Origin of the sequence: Burkholderia pyrrocinia (assembly GCF_018417535.1) — a bacterium.
In the GTDB taxonomy this organism is placed as follows: Bacteria; Pseudomonadota; Gammaproteobacteria; order Burkholderiales; family Burkholderiaceae; genus Burkholderia; species Burkholderia pyrrocinia_E.
In genome coordinates this window covers 1,998,177-2,021,404 of the sequence record NZ_CP070978.1, presented here as the reverse complement: position 1 = coordinate 2,021,404, position 23,228 = coordinate 1,998,177, and the positions used below count along the sequence as shown (strand labels likewise).

The 23,228-nt window shown below is 65.7% G+C and carries 21 protein-coding genes; 14 read left to right on the top strand and 7 right to left on the bottom strand.

Annotated features, from left to right (window positions below; genetic code table 11):
- Nucleotides 1–127 precede the first annotated feature (127 nt).
- Complete coding sequence (locus tag JYG32_RS27195; RefSeq protein WP_174378614.1) at nt 128–1,072, top strand: LysR family transcriptional regulator; 945 nt, start codon at nt 128–130, stop codon at nt 1,070–1,072.
- 195 nt (nt 1,073–1,267) lie between these two features.
- On the opposite strand, the gene JYG32_RS27190 is transcribed toward JYG32_RS27195, so the two are convergent.
- A complete protein-coding gene (locus JYG32_RS27190; RefSeq protein WP_213265679.1) occupies nt 1,268–2,542 on the bottom strand; it encodes an MFS transporter in 1,275 nt (424 codons plus the stop codon).
- A gap of 680 nt (nt 2,543–3,222) precedes the next feature.
- Between JYG32_RS27190 and JYG32_RS27185 the strand changes: the two genes are divergently transcribed.
- From JYG32_RS27185 to JYG32_RS27155, 7 genes are all read left to right on the top strand, one after another.
- On the top strand, nt 3,223–3,750 hold the full coding sequence (locus JYG32_RS27185) for a CS1 type fimbrial major subunit (protein WP_213265678.1): 528 nt from the start codon (nt 3,223–3,225) through the stop codon (nt 3,748–3,750).
- Between the two features lie 90 nt (nt 3,751–3,840).
- The gene (locus JYG32_RS27180; protein WP_213265677.1) at nt 3,841–6,096 is read left to right on the top strand and encodes a TcfC E-set like domain-containing protein; all 2,256 of its coding nucleotides are present in this window, start codon (nt 3,841–3,843) and stop codon (nt 6,094–6,096) included.
- Nucleotides 6,097–6,129: 33 nt separating this feature from the next.
- Nucleotides 6,130–6,816, top strand: a complete 687-nt coding sequence (locus JYG32_RS27175; RefSeq protein ID WP_213265676.1) for a pilus assembly protein — start codon at nt 6,130–6,132, stop codon at nt 6,814–6,816.
- A complete protein-coding gene (locus JYG32_RS27170) occupies nt 6,816–7,289 on the top strand; it encodes a hypothetical protein (protein ID WP_213265675.1) in 474 nt (157 codons plus the stop codon). The genes JYG32_RS27175 and JYG32_RS27170 overlap by 1 nt, the downstream gene beginning before the upstream one ends.
- 478 nt (nt 7,290–7,767) lie before the next feature.
- Nucleotides 7,768–8,466, top strand: a complete 699-nt coding sequence (locus JYG32_RS27165) for a hypothetical protein (protein ID WP_213265674.1) — start codon at nt 7,768–7,770, stop codon at nt 8,464–8,466.
- 8 nt (nt 8,467–8,474) lie between these two features.
- Nucleotides 8,475–9,026: a hypothetical protein gene (locus tag JYG32_RS27160; RefSeq protein ID WP_213265673.1), complete on the top strand. Its 552-nt coding sequence runs from the start codon at nt 8,475–8,477 to the stop codon at nt 9,024–9,026.
- Between the two features lie 195 nt (nt 9,027–9,221).
- Nucleotides 9,222–9,920, top strand: a complete 699-nt coding sequence (locus tag JYG32_RS27155; RefSeq protein WP_213265672.1) for a hypothetical protein — start codon at nt 9,222–9,224, stop codon at nt 9,918–9,920.
- Nucleotides 9,921–9,972: 52 nt separating this feature from the next.
- Here the strand turns inward: JYG32_RS27155 and JYG32_RS27150 are convergent, their stop codons facing one another.
- On the bottom strand, nt 9,973–10,179 hold the full coding sequence (locus JYG32_RS27150) for a DUF1737 domain-containing protein (RefSeq protein WP_174378622.1): 207 nt from the start codon (nt 10,177–10,179) through the stop codon (nt 9,973–9,975).
- 187 nt (nt 10,180–10,366) lie between these two features.
- Here JYG32_RS27150 and JYG32_RS27145 point away from each other — a divergent pair, with 187 nt between their 5' ends.
- From JYG32_RS27145 to JYG32_RS27120, 6 genes are all read left to right on the top strand, one after another.
- Nucleotides 10,367–11,041, top strand: coding sequence for a histidine phosphatase family protein (locus tag JYG32_RS27145; RefSeq protein WP_213265671.1), 675 nt, complete (start codon nt 10,367–10,369; stop codon nt 11,039–11,041).
- 49 nt (nt 11,042–11,090) lie between these two features.
- The gene (locus JYG32_RS27140) at nt 11,091–12,122 is read left to right on the top strand and encodes a phosphotransferase (RefSeq protein WP_213265670.1); all 1,032 of its coding nucleotides are present in this window, start codon (nt 11,091–11,093) and stop codon (nt 12,120–12,122) included.
- A 67-nt stretch (nt 12,123–12,189) separates the two neighbouring features.
- Nucleotides 12,190–12,954 carry an SDR family oxidoreductase gene (locus tag JYG32_RS27135; protein WP_213265669.1) on the top strand — a complete coding sequence of 255 codons (765 nt, stop codon included), beginning with the start codon at nt 12,190–12,192 and terminating at the stop codon, nt 12,952–12,954.
- A gap of 7 nt (nt 12,955–12,961) precedes the next feature.
- Nucleotides 12,962–13,720 carry an SDR family NAD(P)-dependent oxidoreductase gene (locus JYG32_RS27130; RefSeq protein ID WP_213265668.1) on the top strand — a complete coding sequence of 253 codons (759 nt, stop codon included), beginning with the start codon at nt 12,962–12,964 and terminating at the stop codon, nt 13,718–13,720.
- 33 nt (nt 13,721–13,753) lie between these two features.
- Nucleotides 13,754–14,998, top strand: a complete 1,245-nt coding sequence (locus JYG32_RS27125) for an acyl-CoA dehydrogenase family protein (protein WP_213265667.1) — start codon at nt 13,754–13,756, stop codon at nt 14,996–14,998.
- A gap of 100 nt (nt 14,999–15,098) precedes the next feature.
- Complete coding sequence (locus tag JYG32_RS27120) at nt 15,099–16,004, top strand: LysR family transcriptional regulator (RefSeq protein WP_213265666.1); 906 nt, start codon at nt 15,099–15,101, stop codon at nt 16,002–16,004.
- Between the two features lie 137 nt (nt 16,005–16,141).
- Here JYG32_RS27120 and JYG32_RS27115 read toward each other — a convergent pair whose 3' ends face one another.
- The 5 genes from JYG32_RS27115 to JYG32_RS27095 all read right to left on the bottom strand — a co-directional run bounded on the left by JYG32_RS27115 (nt 16,142) and on the right by JYG32_RS27095 (nt 23,209).
- Nucleotides 16,142–17,212: a porin gene (locus tag JYG32_RS27115; protein ID WP_213265665.1), complete on the bottom strand. Its 1,071-nt coding sequence runs from the start codon at nt 17,210–17,212 to the stop codon at nt 16,142–16,144.
- 84 nt (nt 17,213–17,296) lie between these two features.
- Nucleotides 17,297–18,397: a porin gene (locus JYG32_RS27110; RefSeq protein ID WP_213265664.1), complete on the bottom strand. Its 1,101-nt coding sequence runs from the start codon at nt 18,395–18,397 to the stop codon at nt 17,297–17,299.
- A 166-nt stretch (nt 18,398–18,563) separates the two neighbouring features.
- The gene (locus JYG32_RS27105; RefSeq protein WP_213265663.1) at nt 18,564–20,198 is read right to left on the bottom strand and encodes an HAL/PAL/TAL family ammonia-lyase; all 1,635 of its coding nucleotides are present in this window, start codon (nt 20,196–20,198) and stop codon (nt 18,564–18,566) included.
- Nucleotides 20,199–20,215: 17 nt separating this feature from the next.
- Nucleotides 20,216–21,538, bottom strand: a complete 1,323-nt coding sequence (locus JYG32_RS27100) for an MFS transporter (RefSeq protein ID WP_174378632.1) — start codon at nt 21,536–21,538, stop codon at nt 20,216–20,218.
- 30 nt (nt 21,539–21,568) lie between these two features.
- Nucleotides 21,569–23,209: a urocanate hydratase gene (locus JYG32_RS27095; protein ID WP_213267491.1), complete on the bottom strand. Its 1,641-nt coding sequence runs from the start codon at nt 23,207–23,209 to the stop codon at nt 21,569–21,571.
- Nucleotides 23,210–23,228: the final 19 nt, after the last annotated feature.

Here is a 23,228-nt window from a genome sequence, read left to right as displayed (position 1 = left end):
TTCGTGTTCATGCTGTGTCTCCGGTGGCGGCGCATGGCCGTTCGTGTCATGGGGTTCATGCTAGGTAGACGGAATGAGTCGGTAAATTGAAAACTCTTGATGAATCGATAACCTGGAGTAATCAAAAATGGGCTCGATCGACAGACGAGACTCGACCCCGCAGTTGCTGAACCGGCTACGCATGCGGCAGATCGCGCTGTTGCTTGCCGTCGACGAATGCTCGACGCTGCGCGCGGCGGCCGGGCAGATGGGCCTCACGCAGCCGGCCGCGACGAAGATGCTGGCCGAACTGGAGAGCGCGCTCGGCCAGCGGCTGTTCGATCGCGTCGGGCGCGGGCTCGTGCTGAATCCGGCCGGCGAGCGCGTGCTCGGTTATTTCCGCGGGATCCGCGGCAGCATGGAGGCGCTGAACCGCGAGCTCGGCGAACTGCAGCTCGGCAGCGCGGGGCGGCTGGCGATCGGCAGCATCATGGCGGCGTCGCCGGGGCGGCTCACCGAGGCGCTGGTGCAATTGAAGGCGCGTTATCCGCTGCTTGCGATCGATATCGCGGTGGACACGAGCGACCGGCTGATGCCGCAGCTTCGCGAAGGCGTGCTCGAAGTGGTGATCGGCCGCAACGTGGGCACCGATTGCGACTTCCGCGTGGTCGACGACGAGGCGCTCGCGATCATCGCGGGCCGCGACCATCCGCTCGCGGGCGCCGGGCCGGTCGAATTCGACGCGCTGCTCGACTACACGTGGATCCTGCAGCCGGCCGGCAGCCCGGCGCGCGAGGTCGTCGAGCGCGAGTTTCATGCGCGTCACCAGCCGATGCCGCGCGGGCTGGTCGAAACGGGCTCGATCCTGACGACGATGAACCTCGTCGACCGGTCGACGATGCTCGGCGTGATTCCGCTGACGGTCGCGCAGCGCAACGCGGAGCACGGGCTCGTCGCGATCATCGACTACGCGCTCGAGCAGAAGCTGCCGTCGTACGGCAGCATCGTGCGGCGCGACCGGCCGCTCAGCATCCCCGCGCAGCAGTTTCTCGCGCTGTTTCACCGGGAGGGCGTTCAGGACGACGGCGATTGAAGGGAGGGTTGGTCGGGTATGCCGGATTTGCCGATCACGCATCGCGAAACGGCACGATGCGTGATGGCGAAACGGGCGAAACGGGCGAAACGGGCGAAACGGGCGAAACGAGCGAAACGAGCGAAACGAGCGAAACGAGCGAAACGAGCGAAACGAGCGAAACGAGCGAAACGGCCGCCACGGCTGTGGGCCGCTTCAGCGCGCCGACGGCGCGGCTGGCGCATCGGCAAGCGACGGCATCGATTCCGACAGCGTGCGATCCGGACGAATCCGCAGCGCGGCGACGATGCCGATCAGCAGCATCGCGACCGACCCGATGAACGGCACCGTCCAGCTGCCGGTGTGGTCGACCAGATAACCGAACAGGATCGGCGACAGGATCCCCGAGATCGCGGAACCGGCGTTCATCATCCCGCTGGCGATGCCGGCATGGGTTGGTGCGATGTCGCTCGGCACGGCCCAGATCGGCCCGATCGTCAGTTCGAGGCAAAGGAACGACCCCGACAGGCACAGCGCAATGCCGGCCGTGGAATGCACGAACGCGAGCGGCAGCAGGCAGACGAGCGCGCCGGCGAAGCTCGTCACGATCACGCTCTGGCGCGACAGCGCGAGGTTGCCGGTCTTCCGGTAGATCCGGTCGCAGAGCCAGCCGCCGAGCGTGTCGCCGACGACGCCCGCGAAGAACACGCCGGAGGCGAACAGCGCGGTCGATTTCAGGTTCAGGCCCTGGCCGTTCAGGAAGAACGTCGGCAGCCACGTGAAGAACAGCCACGCGGTCCAGCCGTAGCAGAAATAGACGAAGATGGTCGGCGCCATCCGGCGGAACAGCGGGCCCCACGGCGTGGGCCCGGCCGGCGGCACGGGCCGGGCGGCGCCGCGCGCGCGGCCGTCGTCGTCGCCGAGCGGGTGCTCGCGGAAGCCGACGATCCACCACGCGAGCCACACCAGCGTCACCGCGCCGATCACGAAGAACGCGGCGCGCCACGACAGCCACGTCATCAGCGCGGCGACGATCGGCGGCGTGACCGCGTTGCCGAGCCGCGAGAACGAATGCGTGAAGCCCTGCACGACGCCGCGCCGCTCGCGCGGGAACCAGTGCGTGATCGCGCGGGCCTGGGCGGGCAGCGTCGCGCCTTCGCCGATGCCGAGCAGCAGGCGCGCGGCGAACAGGAGCGTGAGACTGTGCACGAGCCCGGTCGTGAAGGTCGACACGACCCAGATCAGCCCGCAGCCGATCAGCGTGATGCGGGCGCCGAACCGGTCGGCGATCCAGCCGCCGCCGATCTGGCAGATTGCATACGAATACGCGAACGCGGAGAACGCGATACCGAGTTCGGTGTTCGACAGCCCGAGTTCGGCCTTGATCGCGCCGGCCGCGGTCGCGAGGTTCACGCGGTCGACGTAGAGGATGAATGACAGCGCGCACAGCAGCCACAGCGTGTGGCGCCGTTGACGGTGATCGTTAGGCATGTGTCTCGCTCCGTGCCCGGGCGCGGCGTTGCACAGACGCCGCGTTGATTGGCGGAGCCAGCATCGCGCGCCGGGGAGGGGCCGTCCAATGAATCTTTTGGATCGGTTGATAACCTGAGGCATTCATTTCAGCCCGAGCGCATCGGCGTGTTCCGTGGCGGCGCGGTTGACCGCAGGTTCCGTGCAGTAGCGCTTTCCCTTGCCCCTAGCCTCTCGATGCGTCGACGCATCGCATGCGCCGCGTGGCACGCGCGCCATCCCGAGCGTCCCGCTCCATGCGCGTTGCATGCGTGAATGCGCGTGGACGCGCCTGCGCGGCACGACAAGCCGTCTCGCCACGCGACAACCGCGTCCTGCCGCAGCCGGCGTCTTGGCACTCGACGCCCGGGCGCGGCAACCACGCGCGTTCGATCCGTCGAGACAAGCGTTCTGCTTACCTCGACTCGGACAATTCTTTAAATCAACTTAACAATCATGGATTTAAGGCGACGGATTTATATTTTTAGTACTTGTACTAGCAGTTTGGGTGCGTAACTCCGAATTCGTCCCATATTCCGCCGGCAGCAATGTCCATAGACTAGCGTCAGTGGGATTTATCTCACACACATCGAATTTCGATTGATTATTAACTCGTCGCGGTTCGATTTCAGAAACCCATCTTTTTTAATAGAGATTATTCGATGAAACTCAGCAAACTCGTTCTGGCAATGGGCGTCACCACGGCACTGTTCGGCATGGCACATACGGCACAGGCCGATACGGTATCGAAGAAGATCACGCTGACCGCCCAGATCAACGACGGCATTTTCGTGTCGAAGCCGGACGGCTCGACCTGGTACGGCACGGAAGAACTGAACGCCACCGACTACACGCAAGCCAAGTTCGAGAAGACGCTGCCGGTCCGCGTCTGGTCGAAGAACGCCGACTTCAACGTCTCGCTCGCGCAACCGCTGAAGATGTCGAGCGGCCGGTACGAAATGAAGAACGCGAAGGTTTCGCTGTCCGGCAACAGCGGCGATGCTGAAGTCACTTTCGGCGCGGTCCAGAAGATCACGCAAGTGACGGCGGGCAACGGCGGTTTCGACGAAATCCACAACCTGAAGATCAACGTCGACGCACCGACCCAGATCGGCACGAACAGCACGAACGGCAGCTACAGCGGCGATCTCGTGATGGTGTTCGAGCCGGTCGCAGCAGCGGCACCGTAACCGTCCCTTATGGAGCCCCGATTCGATCGGGGCTCTTCCTGAAGAACCCCCGATGCCAGCCCCTCCCACCCCTCCATAGAAGAAATCAGCGTGGTCGCCTATCAAGCTCCTTTCCGTTTCAACAAGCTGTGGTTGGGTGCATTTCTTTTTGTTTCGTCGCACTCATTCGCAGAACTAAAGGTCACGTATGGCGTGCCTGAAGGATTCAGTGCGGCTGAACTGGACGATAGCGCGAACTATGTTGCAACCTTCAACGGGCGCACGCTGCCGGGGTTCATCAGTTATTCGTCAAAGGACGCGTCGCTTGAATTCGACGCGGCCAAGTATGCGGCAAACGGTATCTCGCCCGAAAATGTCGACACCATCCGGAGCGTGATCTCGCAGCTCGACTACAAGCGCTGCAGCAAGGGCTGCGACGACTTGATAGCCGGGTACTACGTTACCGTCGACAAGCTGAAGCGGTCGATCTCGATCCGCGATTCGCGCGAGGACTATATCGCGCCGGAAACGGGTTTCGGGCTGGTCAACAACCAGGCGATCGACTTGCGGGCGGCGTCCGACGGTTACCGTGCGGTCAACGTGAACGGCAACACGTATGTCGGGCTTCCGTTCCAGAGCTTCGGCTACATGAGCTGGTACGCGAACCGTACCGAAACGCGAAATTCCAGCGGCAGCCAGCAGGGGCTGTCGTCGTACTACCTGCAGAAGAACTTTGCCCGAACCTACGTGCGGGCGGGCAAGCAGAACAATATCGACTACGCGGCCGGCACGGTCAACACGCTGCTGTCGCCGAGCTTCGACCAGTTCGTGACCGTCGGGAGCCAGACCCACCTGCAGGTCGACAGCAAAGCCGGTTCGCTGATCCTCTATGCATCGGCCGAAGGCAACTACGAGTTCTACCGGAATGGCCGGCAGATCCTCAAACGGCCGGCGGTGCTCGGCCGCAACGAGATCAGCTTCGCCGATCTGCCGGGCGGCTACTACTCGGTCGAGGTCCGCCTCGTCGACCGGAACGGTAATGTGGTCAACCGGGAAACCCGCGAGGTCAACAACCTCAATTTCGGCGCGAACAGCGGCAACGCGTGGCATGTGACGGCCGGCAAGGAGATGGGCAGCGGCGGCTATCTGCTCGAGGCAGCGGTCAGCCGGAACTTCAAGCAGTTCTACCTGAACGGGTCGATGCTCGCCGGAAAGGGCGGCAAATGGGCGGGCGAAGTCAACATCACGCGGCCGATGCAACTGGGCGGCGTCGACATCACGCCCACGCTCGGCCTGTTGAGCGGAGAACGCAGCACGGGCGGCTACGTCAACCTGTCGATGGCGAGCGAGGCGCTCGGCAGCCTGATGGTCAGCCGCTACCAGAACACGGAGGTATCGCGCTTCTACGTCGGCCAGCCGAGCACGGCGGTGTCGTATAGCCGCACGTTCCGCGGCGTGACGTTCGGCTACAACTACCAGCGCTCGGCGTTCAGCGAATCGCAGCAGGCCGAGGCGCGCTGGAACTACCGGCCGAACGGCCTGTGGGGCACGTTCGCGCTTGGCGTGCAGAAGGGCGGCTATCAGGGCAGCGGCGGCTACGGCGTGTATTTCAACATGACGATGATGCTGGACAAGGCGCAGGCGAGCTTCAGCGCCGCGCATTCCGGTGGCCAGACGCAGATCAGCGGCGACGTCCGCAAGGATTTCCAGGACGGCTTCGGCACGACATCCGTCGGCCTGTCGGCGAACCGGATCGGCACCCATTACGGCGTGAACGTCTACGGCACGCGCTCCGGCACGCGCGGCGACGCATCGCTGAACCTCGGCCAGAGCAGCGGCGGCGGCAACGTCGATTTCAACTACCGCGGCATGGTCGCGGCCAGCAAGGACGGCGTTGCGTTCGGCCGTTACAGCTCGAGCGGCAGCGCGATGCTGTTGAAAACGCCGAACATCCAGGGCATGAAGTACGGGTTCAACGTGGAAGGCAGCCCGGTTGCCGGCAACAGCACGTATGCGGTGCCGCTCAATGCATATCGCGACGTGCCGTTCGCGCGCGTGATGAGCAACAGCGAGAAGTTCGACATGAACGTCGAGGTGCCCGCGAACATCGTCCGGGCTCACCCGGGCCAGGTCTACGCGGCATCGGCGAAGGTCGACATCAACATGGTGTACAGCGGCTTCCTGAAGGATACGAACGGCAAGCCGGTAAGCGGGAAGGTGATCGAAACCGGCGACACGGTGCATCCGAACGGGCTGTTCTCGATCGTCAGCAAAACAATGCTGCCGCAGATCACGCTCGATCAGAACGGGCATCGCTACACGTGCAGCCTGAAGGACGCCAGCGGAAACGACTTCCGTTGCCAATGACGGCGCATTCAACCATTTACAGGAATTGACGACATGAAACTGAACTTGCAAACCGCGCTTCCGATAGCGTGCGCGCTGCTGTTTGCCGCCGCTCAACCGGCGCATGCCGACGGTGAGTTGATGGTGATGCCGGCCACGACCAAGGTATTCAACAACCACGACCAGAACGTCACCGTGAAGAACATGGGCGACGCGCCGCTCTATCTGTCGATCTCGGTGCAGAAAGTGATGAATCCGGGCAAGACGCCGGAGGAGAAGCAGAACCTCGGCGATCTGCAGCATCCGGGCATGCTCGCGAGCCCGGACAAACTCACGCTCGGCCCGAACCAGACGCGCGCGATCACGCTCAAGTCGCTCGCGGAACCTGAGAACGAAGCGCTGTATCGGCTTTATATCGTGCCGGTCAGGTCGCTCAAGGTGGACGACGCGCCGCAGGACAAGATCACCGCGCCGATGTCGGTATCCGTCGGCTATGGCGTGCTGGTGCGGCACATGCCGCCGCCGGGCAAGCAGCGCGTGGGCTGGGCGCACCGTTGCGAAAGCGGCGGGCTGACGCTCGAGAACACGGGCAATGTGCGTCAGGTCTTCACCGATGTGAAGTATGACGGAGCACCGTCCGCGCAAACGATCGCCGTATTTCCGGGCACGCCTCAGCATTTCGCGACGAAGCGGATGACGTTGCGTGTCGACGACAAGCCGCAGACGCTGGAGTGCCCGTGATGATGCGCGTAGCGCGCACCGCAATCGGGATGCTGGCCGCGCTGGCCTGCACCTGCAGCATGGCCGCCGGCGTGCTGAAGCTGTCGCGCACGGAGGTGACGCTCGAGCCGGAGAAACCGGCAGCCGAACTGTATGTCGAGAACGTCGGCGATACGCCGCTTTATCTGGATATCGAGCAGCACCTGCTGACCAATCCGGGTGATTCCCCCGAGCACCTGGTACCGGTAGCCGACGTGCAGCGGCCCACGTTGCTGGTGGTGCCCGGGCGTCTGACGCTGGCGCCGGGGCAGAAATATCGAATCGGGCTGAAGCAACTGGCTGTGCCTTCGAAAACGCAGGTATGGCGAGTCACGTTTCGGCCGAATGAGCGGATTGCTGTCGATGCCGAACAGAGCGAAGGTGCGCCGGCCCCATTGTTCGTCAAGGTTGGGTATGGCGTGGTGATCTACCAACGTGCGGCGTTGGCGCAGTAATACGGGCTTGTCGAAACGATGAGCGCCGGTGCCATCGAGATGACTAATGGCTGAATGCAATCGCGCATGCGATGCCGCGTCATTGCATCGTCAAGCATGCATCGCAGGCCGCAGAGGCCATTTTCGGTGATGTCAGGCTTGACGTATTGACCTAATCGGAATGAAGAGATCGATGAAAGAATTCGGAATTATTCGGCGATGGCGAGGTTGCCTATTGGGTGCATGTCTGATGGTGCTTGTGTCCAATGCATTTGCGTTCAACTGGTCACTTCGGTACGCCAATGTGACCGACAGCTATGGGGGGTGCCTGTGGAGAAACAACGGGGACGGAACCAGTACGATCCAGGTGGTCTTTAATTATCGATCGATAGAGGGTACCACCGGGAACTACGTCTTTCGGTCTCGAGGCGTCCTGATCTATACATATGATGCGAAGGGGAATATGCGGCCAAGCAGTGCTGCAGCGAAGTATGTCACGATGAATGGCATACAGAGCGGGTACCCCTATGTGGGCAACGGTTATATGATGTATGCCAAGTCAATGAACACGCCACCGGAATGGGGTACCAAGGAGCCGTACGCGGCCCTAGTCGAGGTCTTGATCGACAATGCCGCCATCAAGGATTGGCCCGGCATTTCCATTCGTGCCGGTAACTATACGAGCGGCGACGACGTGGGCGAGATCACCGGCGGGGCCTATGTCACCAACGCCAGCATTGCCAACGCATGTCAGGTGATCGATCCCGAAGTCCCGCCGCCAAAACCGCCGCCCTCTCTCGTGGTAGATGTGGCGGCACCCGACTGGAATCTCGGAGAATTGCCGCGAGGCAATGGCGAAAAGACGCTCGCCGGTGCGGCACAGCAGCTTTGCTTCACATACACGGGCCTCGACGGCTATCGCAATTTCGTGATCAATGCGACGAGTGCGAACGGTGTTTCGGGTAACCGGTATCTGCTCAGGAATACCAGCAAGCCGTCCCAGACGATTCCGTACGACATGACGCTGGACAGCGGTAGCGCAACGTTCCGGTTGCCAAATACGAGCGCAAGCGCGGTGAGGTTGAACAACAACTATCGCACCTGCTTTGTGCCGACGTTCAGGACCTCGGTGGACATGACCGTGGACGCTGGCGACTACAACGATGTGCTGTCGTTCACGGTCGTGACGAAATCATAGGAGGCGAAATGCGCAAAAACATCCTGAGCGGATTGCTGGCGACGCTGATGTTCCTGCCGATGTTCGCGTCGGCGGAAACCCTGTTGGTCAAGGGCAAGACGCAGAGCGCGATTACTGCCAAGGTCGTCCGCCCGAACAATCTGATCATCACCGACGACAAGGGCGGCTGGTTCGGGCAGGGCCTGACGATGCAGCAGCTCGGCGGCTGGGAGACTGCGTACGAGGTGGACGCACGGCTGCGTGTGGTCTCGACGACGGGCAGATTTCAGGTCCGCATGGATCAGCCGCTGGATATCAGGAATCAGGCAAAGCCGACGCTCGCGTTCCGCACGCCGGCGGTCAGCATCGGCGCGGAAGGCGCCGACCAGAAGCCGCTCGTCATTGGGCAGGCGATCGAGTTCGACAACCCGGCGCCGCCGTCGCCCAATGTCGATTCCGAAGGCTATTACCGTCTCGCCGTCTCCGCGTATCCGCCGGAAGGCGATTTCAGGAGCACGGTCGGTACCTATACGGGCACACTGTCGCTGGTTTTCGAACCGATCGTGGTGAAACAGCCATAGCGGCGGTCGTCTCTCCCGATCTCGGAGACGTCCCGGCTCCTCATCGCCCGCCGTGTTGCGGGCGGTGTGCTTTCAATTTTCCGTTTCTGATTGTCGTCTGCGTCAAACCCTGAGTGCGCGCATGCGAATGACAACCTGCGCACGGCGGCAGTCCCGGCATGCCTTGTCAGGGTGCCGACTCAACTGGACCCCAACATGAGATTGCGTTCATTCTTTCTTCCGAGTGCGGCCACGCTCGCCGCGCTGATTCCAGGCGTCGCCCTCGCGACGATCGACGTGTTTCCGAAGGAAATCTCGGTCGATTCGGGTACGGCAAGCGTGCAGATCGTCAATAACGGCGATCGTCCCGAGTACGTGACCATTTCATTGTCGCGCTTGCTCAATCCCGGCGTGCCGCTGAAAGACGAGAAACTCGAGCCGGTCGGCAACGACGCGAAGCCGGCGCTCTATGCATTTCCGTTCAAGCTGACGCTCGCGCCCGGGCAGACCAAGAACATTGCATTGAAGCCGTTGCGGGCGGTTCAGGACGAGACGGTGTATCGGCTGGACGTCAAACCCGAGATCAAGGTGATGCCGCAGGGGCAGCAGAAGGCGACCGGGAGCATCGTCGTCAATCTGGGATTCAGTGCGCTTGTCCGGCAGATGCCGGAGAACCGGAAAGAGGCATTGTCCGTCGTGTGCGATGCGTACGGCGCGCGGCTGACGGCGACGGGAACCGTACGCTACGCAGTGAAGGACGCGAAGTTGGACGGGCAGGCCGTCGAACCCTTCAATGTGTATCCGGGCGTGCCGCGGCCGCTGCAAGGGCGCGTCGTCGAGATTCCGGGGCATCCGACGTGTCGCGGCAATTCTGTCCCGCCGGACGCGAGCGCAAGCGGAACGGACAGTCTTTGACCGAAGTCGGGGGCGGGGCGGCGCTTTCTTTGCCGCGTGCCGTCCGGTGCGATCAGGCGCCGGGAGCAGCCCCGTCTTCGTCGGGCCAGAGCAGCGCTTGCGCCACGACGACATGGACGCCGTTGAAGGTGGCCGCCGGCGATCCGTACAGACGGTAGCCGAGCGCCAGCGCGTCCGATACGCGGTGGCAAAACACGGCGTCGTCCTTGCCGGTCAGCAGGCGATAGCGCGGCAGATCGTTCGGCGGGGAATGCGGCATGGGCTTGGTTCCGGGCAGGCTTCGGGTCGGTTGCGCAGTATAAGCCGGCCTGCCGTCATGGGTTCGCCGGCATCCATGCGGTCTCCATGTGGAATTCGCATCGTGAATGACGATCGATTCACCAAATAAATTTTAAAAATAACCGTCGGCCCCCTATGCTGAATCCTTCTGATCTGGCGGGCATGCGATGGCTGAACTCTTTCTGGTACGGCACGGGCAGGCGTCGTTCGGCACCGACGACTACGACCGGCTTTCCGCGGCCGGCGACCAGCAGGGCGTCTGGCTCGGCGAATACTTCGCGCGGCAGGGCCTCGCATTCGATCGCGTGATCTGCGGCACGCTGAACCGCCACGCGCAGACGGTCGACGCGATCCTGCGCGGGATGGGCCGCGAAGGCGTGTCGTATGACCGCCATCCGGGCCTGAACGAATACGACTTTCACGGGCTGTTCGCGGCCGCGGCCAGCGACTATCCGGAAATCGCGCGGCTCGCCGCCGGCTCGATGAAGGAATATTTCCGTGCGCTCAGGCAGGTGCTGCAGCTGTGGTCCGAGAACAAGCTCGGCGATACGGCCCCCGAGAGCTGGGCGCACTTCCAGCAGCGCGTCGCCGAGGCGCGCGACGCGATCCGCCACGGCGGCGGCCAGCGCGTGCTCGCGGTGAGCTCCGGCGGCCCGATCGCGGTGACCGTGCAGCAGGTGCTTGCGGCGCCGCCCGCGAGCGCGATCGCGCTGAACCTGCAGATTCGCAACAGCAGCCTGTCGCAGTTCTTCTTCAACGCTGACGTGTTCCACCTGGCGTCGTTCAACGGCATCCCGCATCTGGAAGATCCGGAACGGCACGCGTTCCGGACCTACGGCTGACCGAAGCCGAAGTACCCACTCACTCACGCATTCACGAACGATCGCGACGATGACGAACCCTTCCCAGCAACTCGATACAGCCCGCCTCACGCGCTATCTGGAAGCGCACGTGCCGGGCTTCGAAGGCCCGGTCGACACGGAGAAGTTTGCCGGCGGCCAGTCGAATCCGACTTTCCTGCTGCACGCGAAGAGCGGCCGCTACGTGCTGCGCCGCCAGCCGCCGGGCGAACTGCTGAAATCCGCGCATGCGGTCGACCGCGAATTCCGCGTGTTGACCGCGCTGTCGGGCACCGCGGTGCCGGTCGCGCGTCCGTATCACCTCTGCGTCGACCGCGACGTGATCGGCAGCATGTTCTACGTGATGAGCTTCGAGGACGGTCGGATCTTCTGGGATCCCGCGCTGCCGGAACTGCCGAAGGCCGATCGCGCGGCGTGTTACGACGCGCTGCTGCAGACGATGGCCGCATTGCACGACGTCGATGTCGACGCGGTGGGCCTCGCCGACTACGGCCGCCCCGGCAACTACTTCGAGCGCCAGATCGGCGTGTGGACGAAGCAGTATCGCGCGGCCGAAACCGAGCGCCTCGACGCGATGGAGACGCTGATCGACTGGCTGCCGAAAGCGTGCCTCGAGGACACGGGCCGGCCGGCGCTGGTGCATGGCGATTTCCGGATCGACAACCTGATGTTCGCGCGCGACGGCTATCGCGTGCAGGCCGTGCTCGACTGGGAGCTGTCGACGCTCGGCAACCCGCTCGCCGATCTCGCGTATTTCTGCATGTGCCTGCGGCTGCCGTCCGGCGGGCAGGTGCGCGGGATCGCGGGCCTGGATCGCGCCGAACTCGGCGTCCCGGACGAAGCGGCGATCGTCGCGCGCTATTGCGAACTGCGCGGGATCGAGCCGATCCGCGACTGGCATTTCTACCTCGCATTCAGTTTCTTCCGCCTCGCGGCGATCGCGCAGGGCGTGAAGGCGCGCGCGCTGCAGGGCAACGCGTCGAGCGAGCAAGCGCTGCGCGTCGGCGCAATGGCCGGCCGGCTGGCCGAACTGGCCGTGAGCGTGATCGACGCGCATCGCTGAAATTGCTGAAATCGCCGGGATCGTAGCGCGGCGACACGACAATCCATCAATGGAGGAGCGAGACAACATGGCAACGAATCTGTTCGACCTGACCGGCAGGATCGCGCTGGTGACGGGCGCGAGCCGCGGCATCGGCGAGGAAATCGCGAAGCTGCTTGCAGAGCAGGGCGCACACGTGATCGTGTCGAGCCGCAAGCTCGACGATTGCCAGGCCGTGGCCGACGCGATCGTCGCGGCGGGCGGCCGCGCCGAGGCGCTGGCCTGCCACGTCGGGCGGCTGGAAGATATCGCCGCGACGTTCGAGCACATCCGCGGCAAGCACGGGCGACTCGACATCCTCGTGAACAACGCGGCCGCGAACCCGTATTTCGGGCACATCCTCGATACCGATCTCGCGGCATACGAGAAGACGGTCGACGTGAACATCCGCGGCTACTTCTTCATGTCGGTCGAGGCCGGCAAGCTGATGAAGACGCACGGCGGCGGCGCGATCGTCAACACGGCGTCGGTGAATGCGCTGCAGCCGGGCGACCGGCAGGGCATCTACTCGATCACGAAGGCGGCCGTCGTCAACATGACGAAGGCGTTCGCGAAGGAATGCGGGCCGCTCGGCATCCGCGTGAACGCGCTGCTGCCGGGCCTCACGAAGACGAAGTTCGCGGGCGCGCTGTTCGCCGACAAGGACATCTACGAGAACTGGATGGCGAAGATCCCGCTGCGCCGCCACGCGGAGCCGCGCGAGATGGCCGGCACCGTGCTGTATCTCGTGTCGGACGCGGCGAGCTATACGAACGGCGAATGCATCGTCGTCGACGGCGGCCTGACGATCTGAGCGCGGGATGAAAATCGACAGCTACGCCGGGCAGGCCGTGATGATCACCGGCGCCGCGAGCGGCTTCGGCGCGTTGCTTGCGAGCGAGCTGGCCGCGATGGGCGCGCGGCTGGCGCTCGGCGACCTGAACGGCGAAGCGCTCGAACGCGTGGCCGCGCCGCTGCGCGCGGCCGGCGCCGACGTGATCGCGCAGCGCTGCGACGTGCGCATCGAGGCGGACGTCGCGTCGCTGGTGCACGCGGCCGCCGCGCGCTTCGGGCGGCTCGACGTCGGCATCAACAACGCGGGCATCGCGCCGCCGATGAAGGCGCTGATCGACACCGACGAAGCCGATCTCGACCTGAGCTTCGCGGTGAACGCGAAGGGCGTGTTCTTCGGGATGAAGCACCAGATCCGCCAGATGCTCGCGCAGCGCGAAGGCGTGATCCTGAACGTCGCATCGATGGCCGGGCTCGGCGGCGCGCCGAAGCTGGCCGCGTACGCGGCGTCGAAGCATGCGGTGGTCGGGCTCACGAAGACAGCCGCGCTCGAATACGCGCGCCACGGCATCCGCGTGAATGCGGTGTGCCCGTTCTACAGCACGACGCCGATGGTTACCGACAGCGATATCGGCGACCGCCAGGATTTTCTCGCGCAAGGCTCGCCGATGAAGCGGCTCGGCCGGCCCGCCGAAATCGTCGCGACGATGCTGACGCTGTGCGCGAAGGAAAACACTTACCTGACCGGGCAGGCCGTCGCCGTCGACGGCGGTGTCTCTGCCTTCTGACCGAACGGAAACCGGAATCTCGAGGAGTCGATCATGGACTTTGGCTACACCCCGAAAGTGGAAGAACTGCGCGAACGCGTGCGCGCGTTCATGGACGCGCACATCGTGCCGCGCATCCGCCAGTGGAACGAGGAAGTGCATGCGGGCCAGTATCCCGTGTCGTTCATGGAGGAGCTGAAGGAACGCGCGAAGGCAGAGGGGCTGTGGAACCTGTTCCTGCCGCACCTGAAGGACGACGAGCCCGGCATGGGCCTGACGAACCTCGAATATGCGCCGCTCGCCGAGATCATGGGGCGCGTGAGCTGGGCGTCGGAGGTGTTCAACTGCAACGCGCCGGACACGGGCAACATGGAGCTGCTGCACATGTTCGCGACGCCCGAGCAGCGCGAACAGTGGCTGCTGCCGCTGCTGCGCGGCGAGATCCGTTCGGCGTTCGCGATGACGGAGCCCGACGTGGCGTCGTCGGATGCGACGAACATCACGACGCGCATCGAGCGCGTGGGCGACGAGTATGTGATCAACGGCCGCAAGTGGTTCATCACGAACGCCGCGCATCCGAACTGCAAGATCTTCATCGTGATGGGCAAGACCGATCCCGATGCCGAGTCGCACCAGCAGCAGAGCATGATCCTCGTGCCGCGCGACACGCCGGGCGTGACGATCGTGCGCAACATCACGGTGGTCAATCACCACGCGCCGGAAGGGCACTGCGAGATCACGTTCGACAACGTGCGCGTGCCGGCGCGTAACCTGCTCGGCGCGGAAGGCAGCGGCTTCGCGCTCGCGCAGGCCCGCCTCGGGCCGGGCCGCATCCATCACTGCATGCGTTCGATCGGCGCGGCCGAGCTCGCGCTGGAACTGATGGTCGACCGAGCGCAGTCGCGCGTCGCGTTCGGCAAGCCGTTGAACCGGCACGGCACGGTCGGCGAATGGATCGCGCGCTCGCGCATCGAGATCGACCAGGCGCGCCTGCTCGTGCTGAAGGCCGCGTGGATGATCGACAAGGTCGGCGCGAAGGCCGCGCGCAAGGAAATCGCGATGATCAAGGCGCTCGTGCCGACCGTGTATACGGACGTCTGCGACCGTGCGATGCAGGTGTTCGGCGCGGCGGGGTTGAGCCCCGATACGCCGCTCGCCGATCTGTGGACCTGGGGCCGCGCGCTGCGCTTCGCCGACGGCCCGGACGAGGTGCATCTGCAGGCGATCGCGCGGATGGAGATCAAGGACGGCGAGCCGGGCTCGACCGCGCCGTACCTGACGCCGCCGCCGCGCGGTTGAGCGGCGCGCCGGGATGCGCAACGCGTCTGGTGCAGCCCGCGGGGCCGGCATGGACGAACGAGAGGCGCACGCCGTAAGATGCCGGCAAGGAGATCCGGCGATGCGCCTTTCGAAGATTGATCTGAACCTGTTCGTCGTATTCGAGGCGATCTACAACAAGCGCAACCTGACGCGGGCGGCCGAGGTGCTGAACCTCACGCAGCCGGCCGTCAGCAATGCGCTGGCGCGGCTGCGCAAGACGCTGAACGATCCGCTGTTCGTCAGCACGCCGGCCGGGATGATGCCGACGCCGATGGCCGAGAACATCGTCGGCCGCGTGCGCGAGGCGCTGCAGTTGCTCGATTCGAGCGCGCACGAAGGCGACGTGTTCGATCCCGCATCGTCGGCGCGCGTGTTCCGGCTCAGCATGAGCGACCTGACCGAAGCGCTGCTGTTGCCGGCGCTCGGCGAACTGCTGCAGCGGGAAGCGCCCGGCATGCACGTGCGCAGCTACACGATGGACCGCCGCGAAGTGGCCACGGCACTCGCGAACGGCTCGGTCGACATCGCGATCGACGCGCCGCTGATTGGCGATCCGCATCTGCACCAGGCGCTGCTCGTGCGCGACCGCTACGCATGCATGATCCGCGACGATCACCCGTTCAAGGGCGACACGCTGACCATGGACGACTACCTGTCGATGGGGCACATCCACGTGTCGAGCCGCCGCAAGGGCAGCGGGCACGTCGACGCGGAACTGACGCGCCTCGGGCTGCGCCGCAATATCCAGATGCGCGTGCAGCACTACATGGTCGCGCCGCTGATCGCGATGCGCGGCGATCTCGCGCTGACGGCGCCGCTGCGGCTGCTGCAGCGCTATCCGGCCCGCATCCTCGAACTGCCGTTCGAGATGCCGGGCCTCGATTACTTCTGCTACTGGCATCGCAGCGCCGATCAGGACCAGGGCAGCCGGTGGCTGCGCGAACAATTGATGGCGCTGATGGGCGGGATGGGCGAGCCGCAGTGACGCAGGCGGGCTGCGCCTCTGCGTCTCGTGTTTTTTCGGTATCGCAGATCAACTGCGCAACGCCTGCGCCAGCACACGCGCCACATGCACGGCCTGCGTCTGCGCACGATCGTGGCGCCGCACCGGTGCGTGCGGGCTCAGAATGCGGTGCGCAGGCCGAGCCCGGTCGAATCGCCGTTCCCGTATCCGCGCGCGCGGTCGCGCATGAACGCGACGTAGACGTCGGTCCGTTTCGACAGCCGGTAGTCGTAGCCGAGCGCCCAGGTCGTTCTCGACGGGCGGTCGCGGCCGTGGCTTTTCGCGGCCATGACCGACGCGAGCAGCGTGCCGAAGCCCACCGGCACCGCTGCGCCCACCTGCCCGCTGTGCGTGCCGAGCCCGCCGCCGTCGATCGCGTCGTGCACGTACTGGTAGAACGCGGTGAACTTCACGAACTTCAGGTCGTAGCCGACACCGGCCAACACCGCGTCCTGCTGCGTGAAGCCGGCGATGGACGCGTTCAGGTCGCCCGGTGTCCGGTCGTAGCGCGCCTGCTGGAATGCGAGCGTCGCACTGAATGCGCGTTGACGGTCGTAGGTGACGCTGCCGCCCCACTGGTTCGCGCCGGTGTGACCGGGCTCGTTGCCCGTCGCATAGATCAGGCTCGCCTGCAGCGCGTGGTCGGCGGGCGTCGAATACAGGATCGAATTGCTCCAGCCGTTGTCGCCGACGAGGCCTTGCCCCGATACGCCCTTGTACATCTGGTTTAGCGCCGGCGAGAAGCCGAACGACGTCGAGAACGGGTTGAAGCGCACGACGGAGATGTAATACGGCGTCGTGTTGCGTCCCGCGCGCAGCGCGCCGTACGGCGTCGCGACGCCGACATACGCGTTGCGGCCGAAAAACGTATCGCCGCTGAAGCGGCCGGCGCCGCCGTTCGACGGGCGCATGAACGCTTCGAGCGCGAACTGCAGCGCATAGCCGCCGCCGAGATCCTCGCGGCCGCCGATGCCCCAGAAGCTCGTCGTGAAGCCGCCGGAATTCATCGCATACGCACGCGGCTTGCCGAGGCTCTTTTGCGTGCCGACATACACGTCGGCCAGACCGTACAGCGATACGGACGACTGGGCCGAGACGTCGTCGGCGATCGTGCAGGCGATCAGCGATGCGCCGAGGGTCGACAGAAGGCGGCGACGCCGGCCGGTGTTCCGGGTTGAATGGATAGGCATACTGATCGAATTGTGTGGAGAAGGCGAAGGCGAGCGGATCGGCTGCCTGCACGCGCGACGCGCGGCCGTCAGCCGTGGGAAACGTCAGAACACGTGCCGGATACCGGCACGGCCGACCGCCTGCTTCTGGTTGCCCGACGGATTGAAGCCCGCGATCTGCGCGACCGGCGCATCGCCCGCCGCCTTCTGGAACGCCCCCATCACATAGACGCTCGTGCGCTTGGACAGCGCGTACTCCACGCTCAGGTTGAACTGGTGATACTTCGGCTCCGCGTTCGTCGCATGGTCGCGGCCCGTCGTGTACGTATAGCCGGCGCCGATCGTCACCGCCGGCGTCGGCGTGACGAGCGTCGACAGCTCATAGTTCTGGAACGTCGCATCGTGCCCGGCGCTGCCCTGCTGGAAGTTCGTGTTCGTGAAGTCGGCCAGCACCTTCAGCCACTGCACGACTTGGTACGACGCGCCGACGCCGAACACCTTCTGCGCGCGCGCCGCATCGAGGTAGTTGCCGTAGATCGCGTTCGTGAAGCCCGGATAGTTCTGGTAGCCCTGCGTCGACACGCCCGGGTTGTTGATCCGCAGGTAGCCGATGCCGAAGCCGACCGGCCCCGCCGCGTAGCTCGCGCCGACGCTGAACGTCGCGTTGTCCGAGAACCGGCCCGGCTGCCCGCCGAACGCGTAGAGGCCGCCGAACGTGACGCCCGCGATCGTCGGGCTGCGGTACTTGACCGCGTTCGAGATCGGGAAGCCGTTGTCGGTGTTGTCCATGTCGTTCGGGTGCGCGAAGTAATAGCCGCCGATGTTGCCGTTCAGCGTGAACGGCTCGACGTAGTCGACGATCGAGTCCCACTGGCGGCCGAGCGTGAGCGTGCCGAGCTTCGCGTCGTTCAGGCCGACGTAAGCGTTGCGCGAGAACGCGAGCCCGCTGCCGAGGCGGCCGGAGTTGATGTCGAAGCCGCTTTCGAGCCGGAAGATCGCGCTCAAGCCCACGCCGAGATCCTCGGTGCCGTGCACGCCCCAGCGGCTGCCGGCCGTCACGCCCGACGCGAGCTGCACGAGATGCTTGCCCTGCACGTTCGACACGTAGTCGACGCCGTCCTCGACGATGCCGTACAGCGTGACGCTGCTTTGCGCGTGCGCGGTGGCGGCCGCCGCGAGCGGCAGCGCGAACAGGATTTTTTTCATGATGATGTTCCAGTGCGTGGTGGTTGGAAGACGGCGTTGAAAGACGGCGAACGGCGGGTCGATCCGGCTGCGTGCAAACATCCGGACGTGCGTACCCCGCACCGCGATCGGGCGACGATCGCGGCGGCTGGTAAAGCGATGAAACGAATGAAGGGCGGCGCGCCGTTCAGTCGCGATACGCGCGCAGCAGCGTATCGGCGGCCCGGAAGTCGGGCGTGAGCGGGCGGTCGCGCTCGAGGAACGCGACCTTCGTGCGCAGCGCGCGGTAGAGCGGCTGCGTGGCCGGCGCGAGCGTGAACGACGGCTGCTTGCGCTGGCGCAGGTCGATCGCCTGCGCGGCTTCGACGAGTTCGAGGCCGAGCAGCGCGTAGCTCGAGTCGATCTGTTTCTGCACGCGCTGCACGATTTCGGGCGCATTCGTCGCGACGTCCTCGATGCCGCCGGCGACCGGCAGGTAGTCGAGCGACACGGGCATCGCGAGCGACTTCACCGTCATCGCGAGCGCGGTCGGCGGCTTCTCCATCGCGCCGAACGCATGCACGGTCTCCTCGGTGCCGAGGAAGCGGGCGAGGCCGGTGAGGTGCGGGTCGTTCAGCTTGACGATGCGCTGCGCGGACGCGAGCGCGTTGTGGCCAAGCGCGAGCCCGAGCTGTTCGAACGCGAGCACCCACGGCAGCGGTTCGAAGTTCGCGCTCGGCAGCACCGCGCCGCCGCTGTCGACATAACCGGCCGTATCCTGCGCGCGGTTCGACTTCGGCGTGACGCCGACCGCGACGCCCGGGTTGTCGTCGCTCGAATTGAGCTGGACCTGCAGCAACGCGCGCGCCTCGTCGTAGGTGCGATCCTCTTCGCCGAGCAGGTAGACGCCGGAGCGGAAGCTGAGCGGATCCTGCAGCGGCCGGTCCGGATCGCGATTCCACAGGCTGCTGCCCGCGAGCAGCGTGCGCAGCGCCGAGCCGGCGCGCAGCGTGGCCGGGAACGGCCGCAGTGCCAGCGTGTCCTCGCGGAACGGCGACACGTTGCCGTTCAGCCCCTGCAGGCTCAGTGCGAACACGACCTTCGACACCTGCGCGAGACGCGCCATGTCGGTGAGCGCCAGCGCTGCCATGCCGGCCGAATACGCGTTGGAACTGAGGATCGCGAGCGCATCCTTGCCGTACGGACGGATCGTCGCGATGCCGGCCGACTTCAGTGCGTCGGCGGCGGCGAGCTTGCGCCCCTGGTAGTACACGTCGCCTTCGCCGAGCATCGCGAGGCCGACGTGGCTCAGGATCGTGATGTCGGCTTCGCCGATCGAGCCGTCCGCCGGCATCGCCGGCGTGACGCCGCGATTGAGGAATTGCGCGTACGCATCGACGATCGCCGGCTGCACGCCGGCGCCGCCGTCGAGCATCGCGTTCAGGCGTGCGGCCATCGCGGCGCGGGCGACGCGCACGCTCATGTCGGGGCCGACGCTGCCCGAGTGTGCGTGGATCAGCCCGATGTTGAAGCGCGTCGATGCGTCGATGACCTCCTGGCTCAGCTTGCCGTGCGCGTCGACCATCTCGCGGTCTTTATTGAGGCCGACGCCGACCGTCAGCCCGTAGATCTGCTGGCCGGCCGCGGCGGCCTTCAGCAGCACGTCGTGCGCGGCGACGACCCGCTGGCGGGCGGCCGGTGCGATCGACACGGCTTCGCCGTCGGCGATGCGCGCGATGGATTCGGGCGTGACGGAACGGCCGTCGAGCGTGACGTCCGCGAAGGCCGGGACGGCGGCGAAAAGCGCGAGCGCGACCGCGCTCCGCATGAGGAAGCGTTGCATGAAGCAGTTCTCCGAATTCAGGCGTGACGTGACGTGGAAGACAGCGCGGCGATCGACGCGAGCGCGATGACGCTTGCGACCATCACATACCAGGCAGGCGCGAACGGGTTGCCGGACCGTTGCGTGAGCCACGCGAGGATCGCGGGCGCGAAGCCGCCGAAGATCGTCGTGGCGATGTTGTAGGACAGCGACATGCCGGTCGCGCGCACGCGGGTCGGGAACAGCTCCGACAACGCGGCGGGCGCGACGCCGGTGAAGATCGCGACCATCACGCAGAACGCGCTCTGCACCGTGATCAGCGCGGCGAGCGTATGCACGTCGGCGAGCCAGCGCAGCAGCGGATACACCGACACGAGCATCAGCACCGCGCCGGCCGTGAGCACCGTGCGCCGGCCGAAGCGATCCGACCAGCTCCCGGCGCACACGCAGGTGACGGCCATCAGGCAGTTGCCGACCAGCGACGCGATGAACGCGTCGCGCCCGTCGAAGTGCAGCGCGCGCTGCACGTGCGTCGGCATGTAGATCACCAGCGCATACACGCACACGGCCCACAGCACCGAGAACCCGGTGCCGACGACGAGCGCGCGCGGATAGTCGCGCACGACCTGCAGCAGCGGCGTCTTGCGTTCGGCCGGTGCGTGTGCGGCACGGGCCATCTCCGCGCGGAAATGCGGCGTTTCGTCGAGCGTCTTGCGCAGCCACAGGCCGACCGGCGCGATCGCGAGACCGAGGATGAACGGAATCCGCCAGCCCCAGTCGCCGATCTGTTCGCGCGACAGCGTGAGCGTCACGCCGGTGGCGACCAGCGCGCCGAGGATGTTCGATGCGGCCATGCTGGCCTGCAGCCACGACGCGTAGCGGCCCTTGCGGTCAGCCGGCGCGTGCTCGATCAGGAACGCCGCCGCGCCGCCTACTTCGCCGCCGGCCGAGAAGCCTTGCAGCAGGCGGCCGCACAGGATCAGCAGCGGCGCGCCGACGCCGATCGCGGTGAACGGCGGCGCGAACGCGATGATGGCGGTGCCGGCTGCCATCACGAGAATGGTCAGCGTCAGCGCGGCCTTGCGGCCTGCGCGATCGCCGTACACGCCGATCGCGAGCGCGCCGAGCGGCCGCGCGATGAAGCCGATCCCGAACGCCATGAACGCCTCGACCAGCTCGGTGCCCGTGTCGCCGCGATGGAAGAAGTTCTGCGCGATATACACGGCAAAGAACGCGTAGACGGAAAAGTCGTACCACTCCAGCGCGTTGCCGATCGAGGCCGCGGCGATGGCGCGCCCGGCGCTCGAAGCGGGGGGCGACACGGCCGTGGCCGTGTCGAGGGGAACCGCGGTTTGCTTCACTTCGATCTCCTGTCGTCGTGCGGGACGGAATTACAGCCGGATATGCGGAATCTGCTTGCGTTGCGCTTCGTCGAGCGCTTCTTCGTAGCCGGCGTCCGCGTAGCGGATCACGCCGAGCGCGGTGTCGTTGGTCATCGACAATGTCAGCCGCTCGTTCGCCGCCGCGCTGCCGTCGGCGACGACGGTGATGCCCGCGCTCGTCATGTAGCCGCTGTAGCCGCCGCCGCCCGAATGAATCGCGACGAGATCGGCCATCGACGAACAGCTCATCATCGCGTTGAGCAGCGGCCAGTCGGCCACCGCGTCGGAGCCGTCGCGCAGGTTCTCGGTCATGATGTTCGGGTGCGCCATCGCGCCGGCGTCGAGGTGGTCGCGCGTGAACGCGACCGGCCCGGCCAGCACGCCGTCGCGCACCATCGCGTTGACCGCGAGCGCGAGCCGCGTGCGTTCGCCGTGGCCGAGCCACGCGATCCGTGCCGGCAAGCCTTCGAACGGCACGCATTCGCGGGCGCGCCGGATCCAGTTCGTGACGATCCGGTTGTCCGGGAAGTGTTCGAGCAGGTAGTCGTCGACGATGCGGATGTCGTTCGGGTCGTTCGACAGCGCGATCCAGCGGAACGGGCCGATCGCGCGGCAGAACAGCGGGCGCAGGAACGCCTCGGTGAACACCGGGATCTCGAACGCGCGCGCCACGCCGCCGTCCTTCGCATGCGTGCGGATCAGGTTGCCGTTGTCGAACACGATCGCGCCGCGATCCTTGAAGCCGAGCATCGCCTCGACGTGACGCACGATCGACGCGCGGCTCGCGTCCATCAGCTGCGTGCGGTCGCTGTCGCGCAGCGCGCGTACTGCGTCGAGCGTGTAGCCCGACGGCACGTAGCCGTACACGAGATCGTGCGCGGCCGTCTGGTCGGTGACGATGTCGGGCACGACGCCGCGCGCGAGGATCGCCGGGAACACGTCGGCCGCGTTGCCGAGCAGGCCGACCGAGATCGGCTCGCGCCGTGCCTGTGCGTCGCGGATCAGCGCGAGCGCCTCGTCGAGATCGCGCGCCTGCCGTTCGAGAAAGCCGATCTGCAGCCGCTTGTCGATGCGCGTCTGGTCGATCTCGACGACGAGCGTCGCCGCGTTTGCCATCCGGCCCGCGAGCGGTTGCGCGCCGCCCATTCCGCCGAGGCCGGCCGTCAGGATGAAGCGCCCGCGCAGGTCGTTGTCGAAATGGCGCTCGGCGATCCGCGAGAAGATCTCGTAGGTGCCCTGGATCACGCCCTGCGAGCCGATGTACTGCCAGTCGCCGGCCGTGAGCCCGCCCCAGCAGATCAGGTTGCGCCGTTCCAGTTCGTAGAAGTGCTCGGCTTTCGCCCACTGGCCGATCAGGTTGCAGTTCGCCATCACGACGAGCGGTGCGCTCGCATGCGTGCGCAGCAGCGCGACGGGCTTGCCGGACTGGACGACGAGCGTGTGGTCCTCGTCCATCGTCTTCAGCGTGCGCACGATCGCGTCGTGCGACGGCCAGTCGCGCGCCGCGCGCCCGAGCGCCGCGTAGACGATCAACTGGTCGGGATCCTCGCCGACGGCGAGCACGTTCTCGAGCAGGCGCAGCAGCGCTTCCTGGCGCCAGCCCTTGCAGCGCAGCGTATTGCCGGAGGTGACTTCGAAGGTGCGGGTCATCTGATTCACGATCGTGCCC

Coding starts and splice junctions, on each gene's coding strand:
- JYG32_RS27195 (WP_174378614.1), top strand. CDS start 128: ATGGGCTCGATCGACAGACGAGACTCGACCCCGCAGTTGCTGAACCGG.
- JYG32_RS27190 (WP_213265679.1), bottom strand. CDS start 2,542: ATGCCTAACGATCACCGTCAACGGCGCCACACGCTGTGGCTGCTGTGC.
- JYG32_RS27185 (WP_213265678.1), top strand. CDS start 3,223: ATGAAACTCAGCAAACTCGTTCTGGCAATGGGCGTCACCACGGCACTG.
- JYG32_RS27175 (WP_213265676.1), top strand. CDS start 6,130: ATGAAACTGAACTTGCAAACCGCGCTTCCGATAGCGTGCGCGCTGCTG.
- JYG32_RS27170 (WP_213265675.1), top strand. CDS start 6,816: ATGATGCGCGTAGCGCGCACCGCAATCGGGATGCTGGCCGCGCTGGCC.
- JYG32_RS27165 (WP_213265674.1), top strand. CDS start 7,768: ATGAATGGCATACAGAGCGGGTACCCCTATGTGGGCAACGGTTATATG.
- JYG32_RS27160 (WP_213265673.1), top strand. CDS start 8,475: ATGCGCAAAAACATCCTGAGCGGATTGCTGGCGACGCTGATGTTCCTG.
- JYG32_RS27155 (WP_213265672.1), top strand. CDS start 9,222: ATGAGATTGCGTTCATTCTTTCTTCCGAGTGCGGCCACGCTCGCCGCG.
- JYG32_RS27150 (WP_174378622.1), bottom strand. CDS start 10,179: ATGCCGCATTCCCCGCCGAACGATCTGCCGCGCTATCGCCTGCTGACC.
- JYG32_RS27145 (WP_213265671.1), top strand. CDS start 10,367: ATGGCTGAACTCTTTCTGGTACGGCACGGGCAGGCGTCGTTCGGCACC.
- JYG32_RS27140 (WP_213265670.1), top strand. CDS start 11,091: ATGACGAACCCTTCCCAGCAACTCGATACAGCCCGCCTCACGCGCTAT.
- JYG32_RS27135 (WP_213265669.1), top strand. CDS start 12,190: ATGGCAACGAATCTGTTCGACCTGACCGGCAGGATCGCGCTGGTGACG.
- JYG32_RS27130 (WP_213265668.1), top strand. CDS start 12,962: ATGAAAATCGACAGCTACGCCGGGCAGGCCGTGATGATCACCGGCGCC.
- JYG32_RS27125 (WP_213265667.1), top strand. CDS start 13,754: ATGGACTTTGGCTACACCCCGAAAGTGGAAGAACTGCGCGAACGCGTG.
- JYG32_RS27120 (WP_213265666.1), top strand. CDS start 15,099: ATGCGCCTTTCGAAGATTGATCTGAACCTGTTCGTCGTATTCGAGGCG.
- JYG32_RS27115 (WP_213265665.1), bottom strand. CDS start 17,212: ATGCCTATCCATTCAACCCGGAACACCGGCCGGCGTCGCCGCCTTCTG.
- JYG32_RS27110 (WP_213265664.1), bottom strand. CDS start 18,397: ATGAAAAAAATCCTGTTCGCGCTGCCGCTCGCGGCGGCCGCCACCGCG.
- JYG32_RS27105 (WP_213265663.1), bottom strand. CDS start 20,198: ATGCAACGCTTCCTCATGCGGAGCGCGGTCGCGCTCGCGCTTTTCGCC.
- JYG32_RS27095 (WP_213267491.1), bottom strand. CDS start 23,209: ATGACCCGCACCTTCGAAGTCACCTCCGGCAATACGCTGCGCTGCAAG.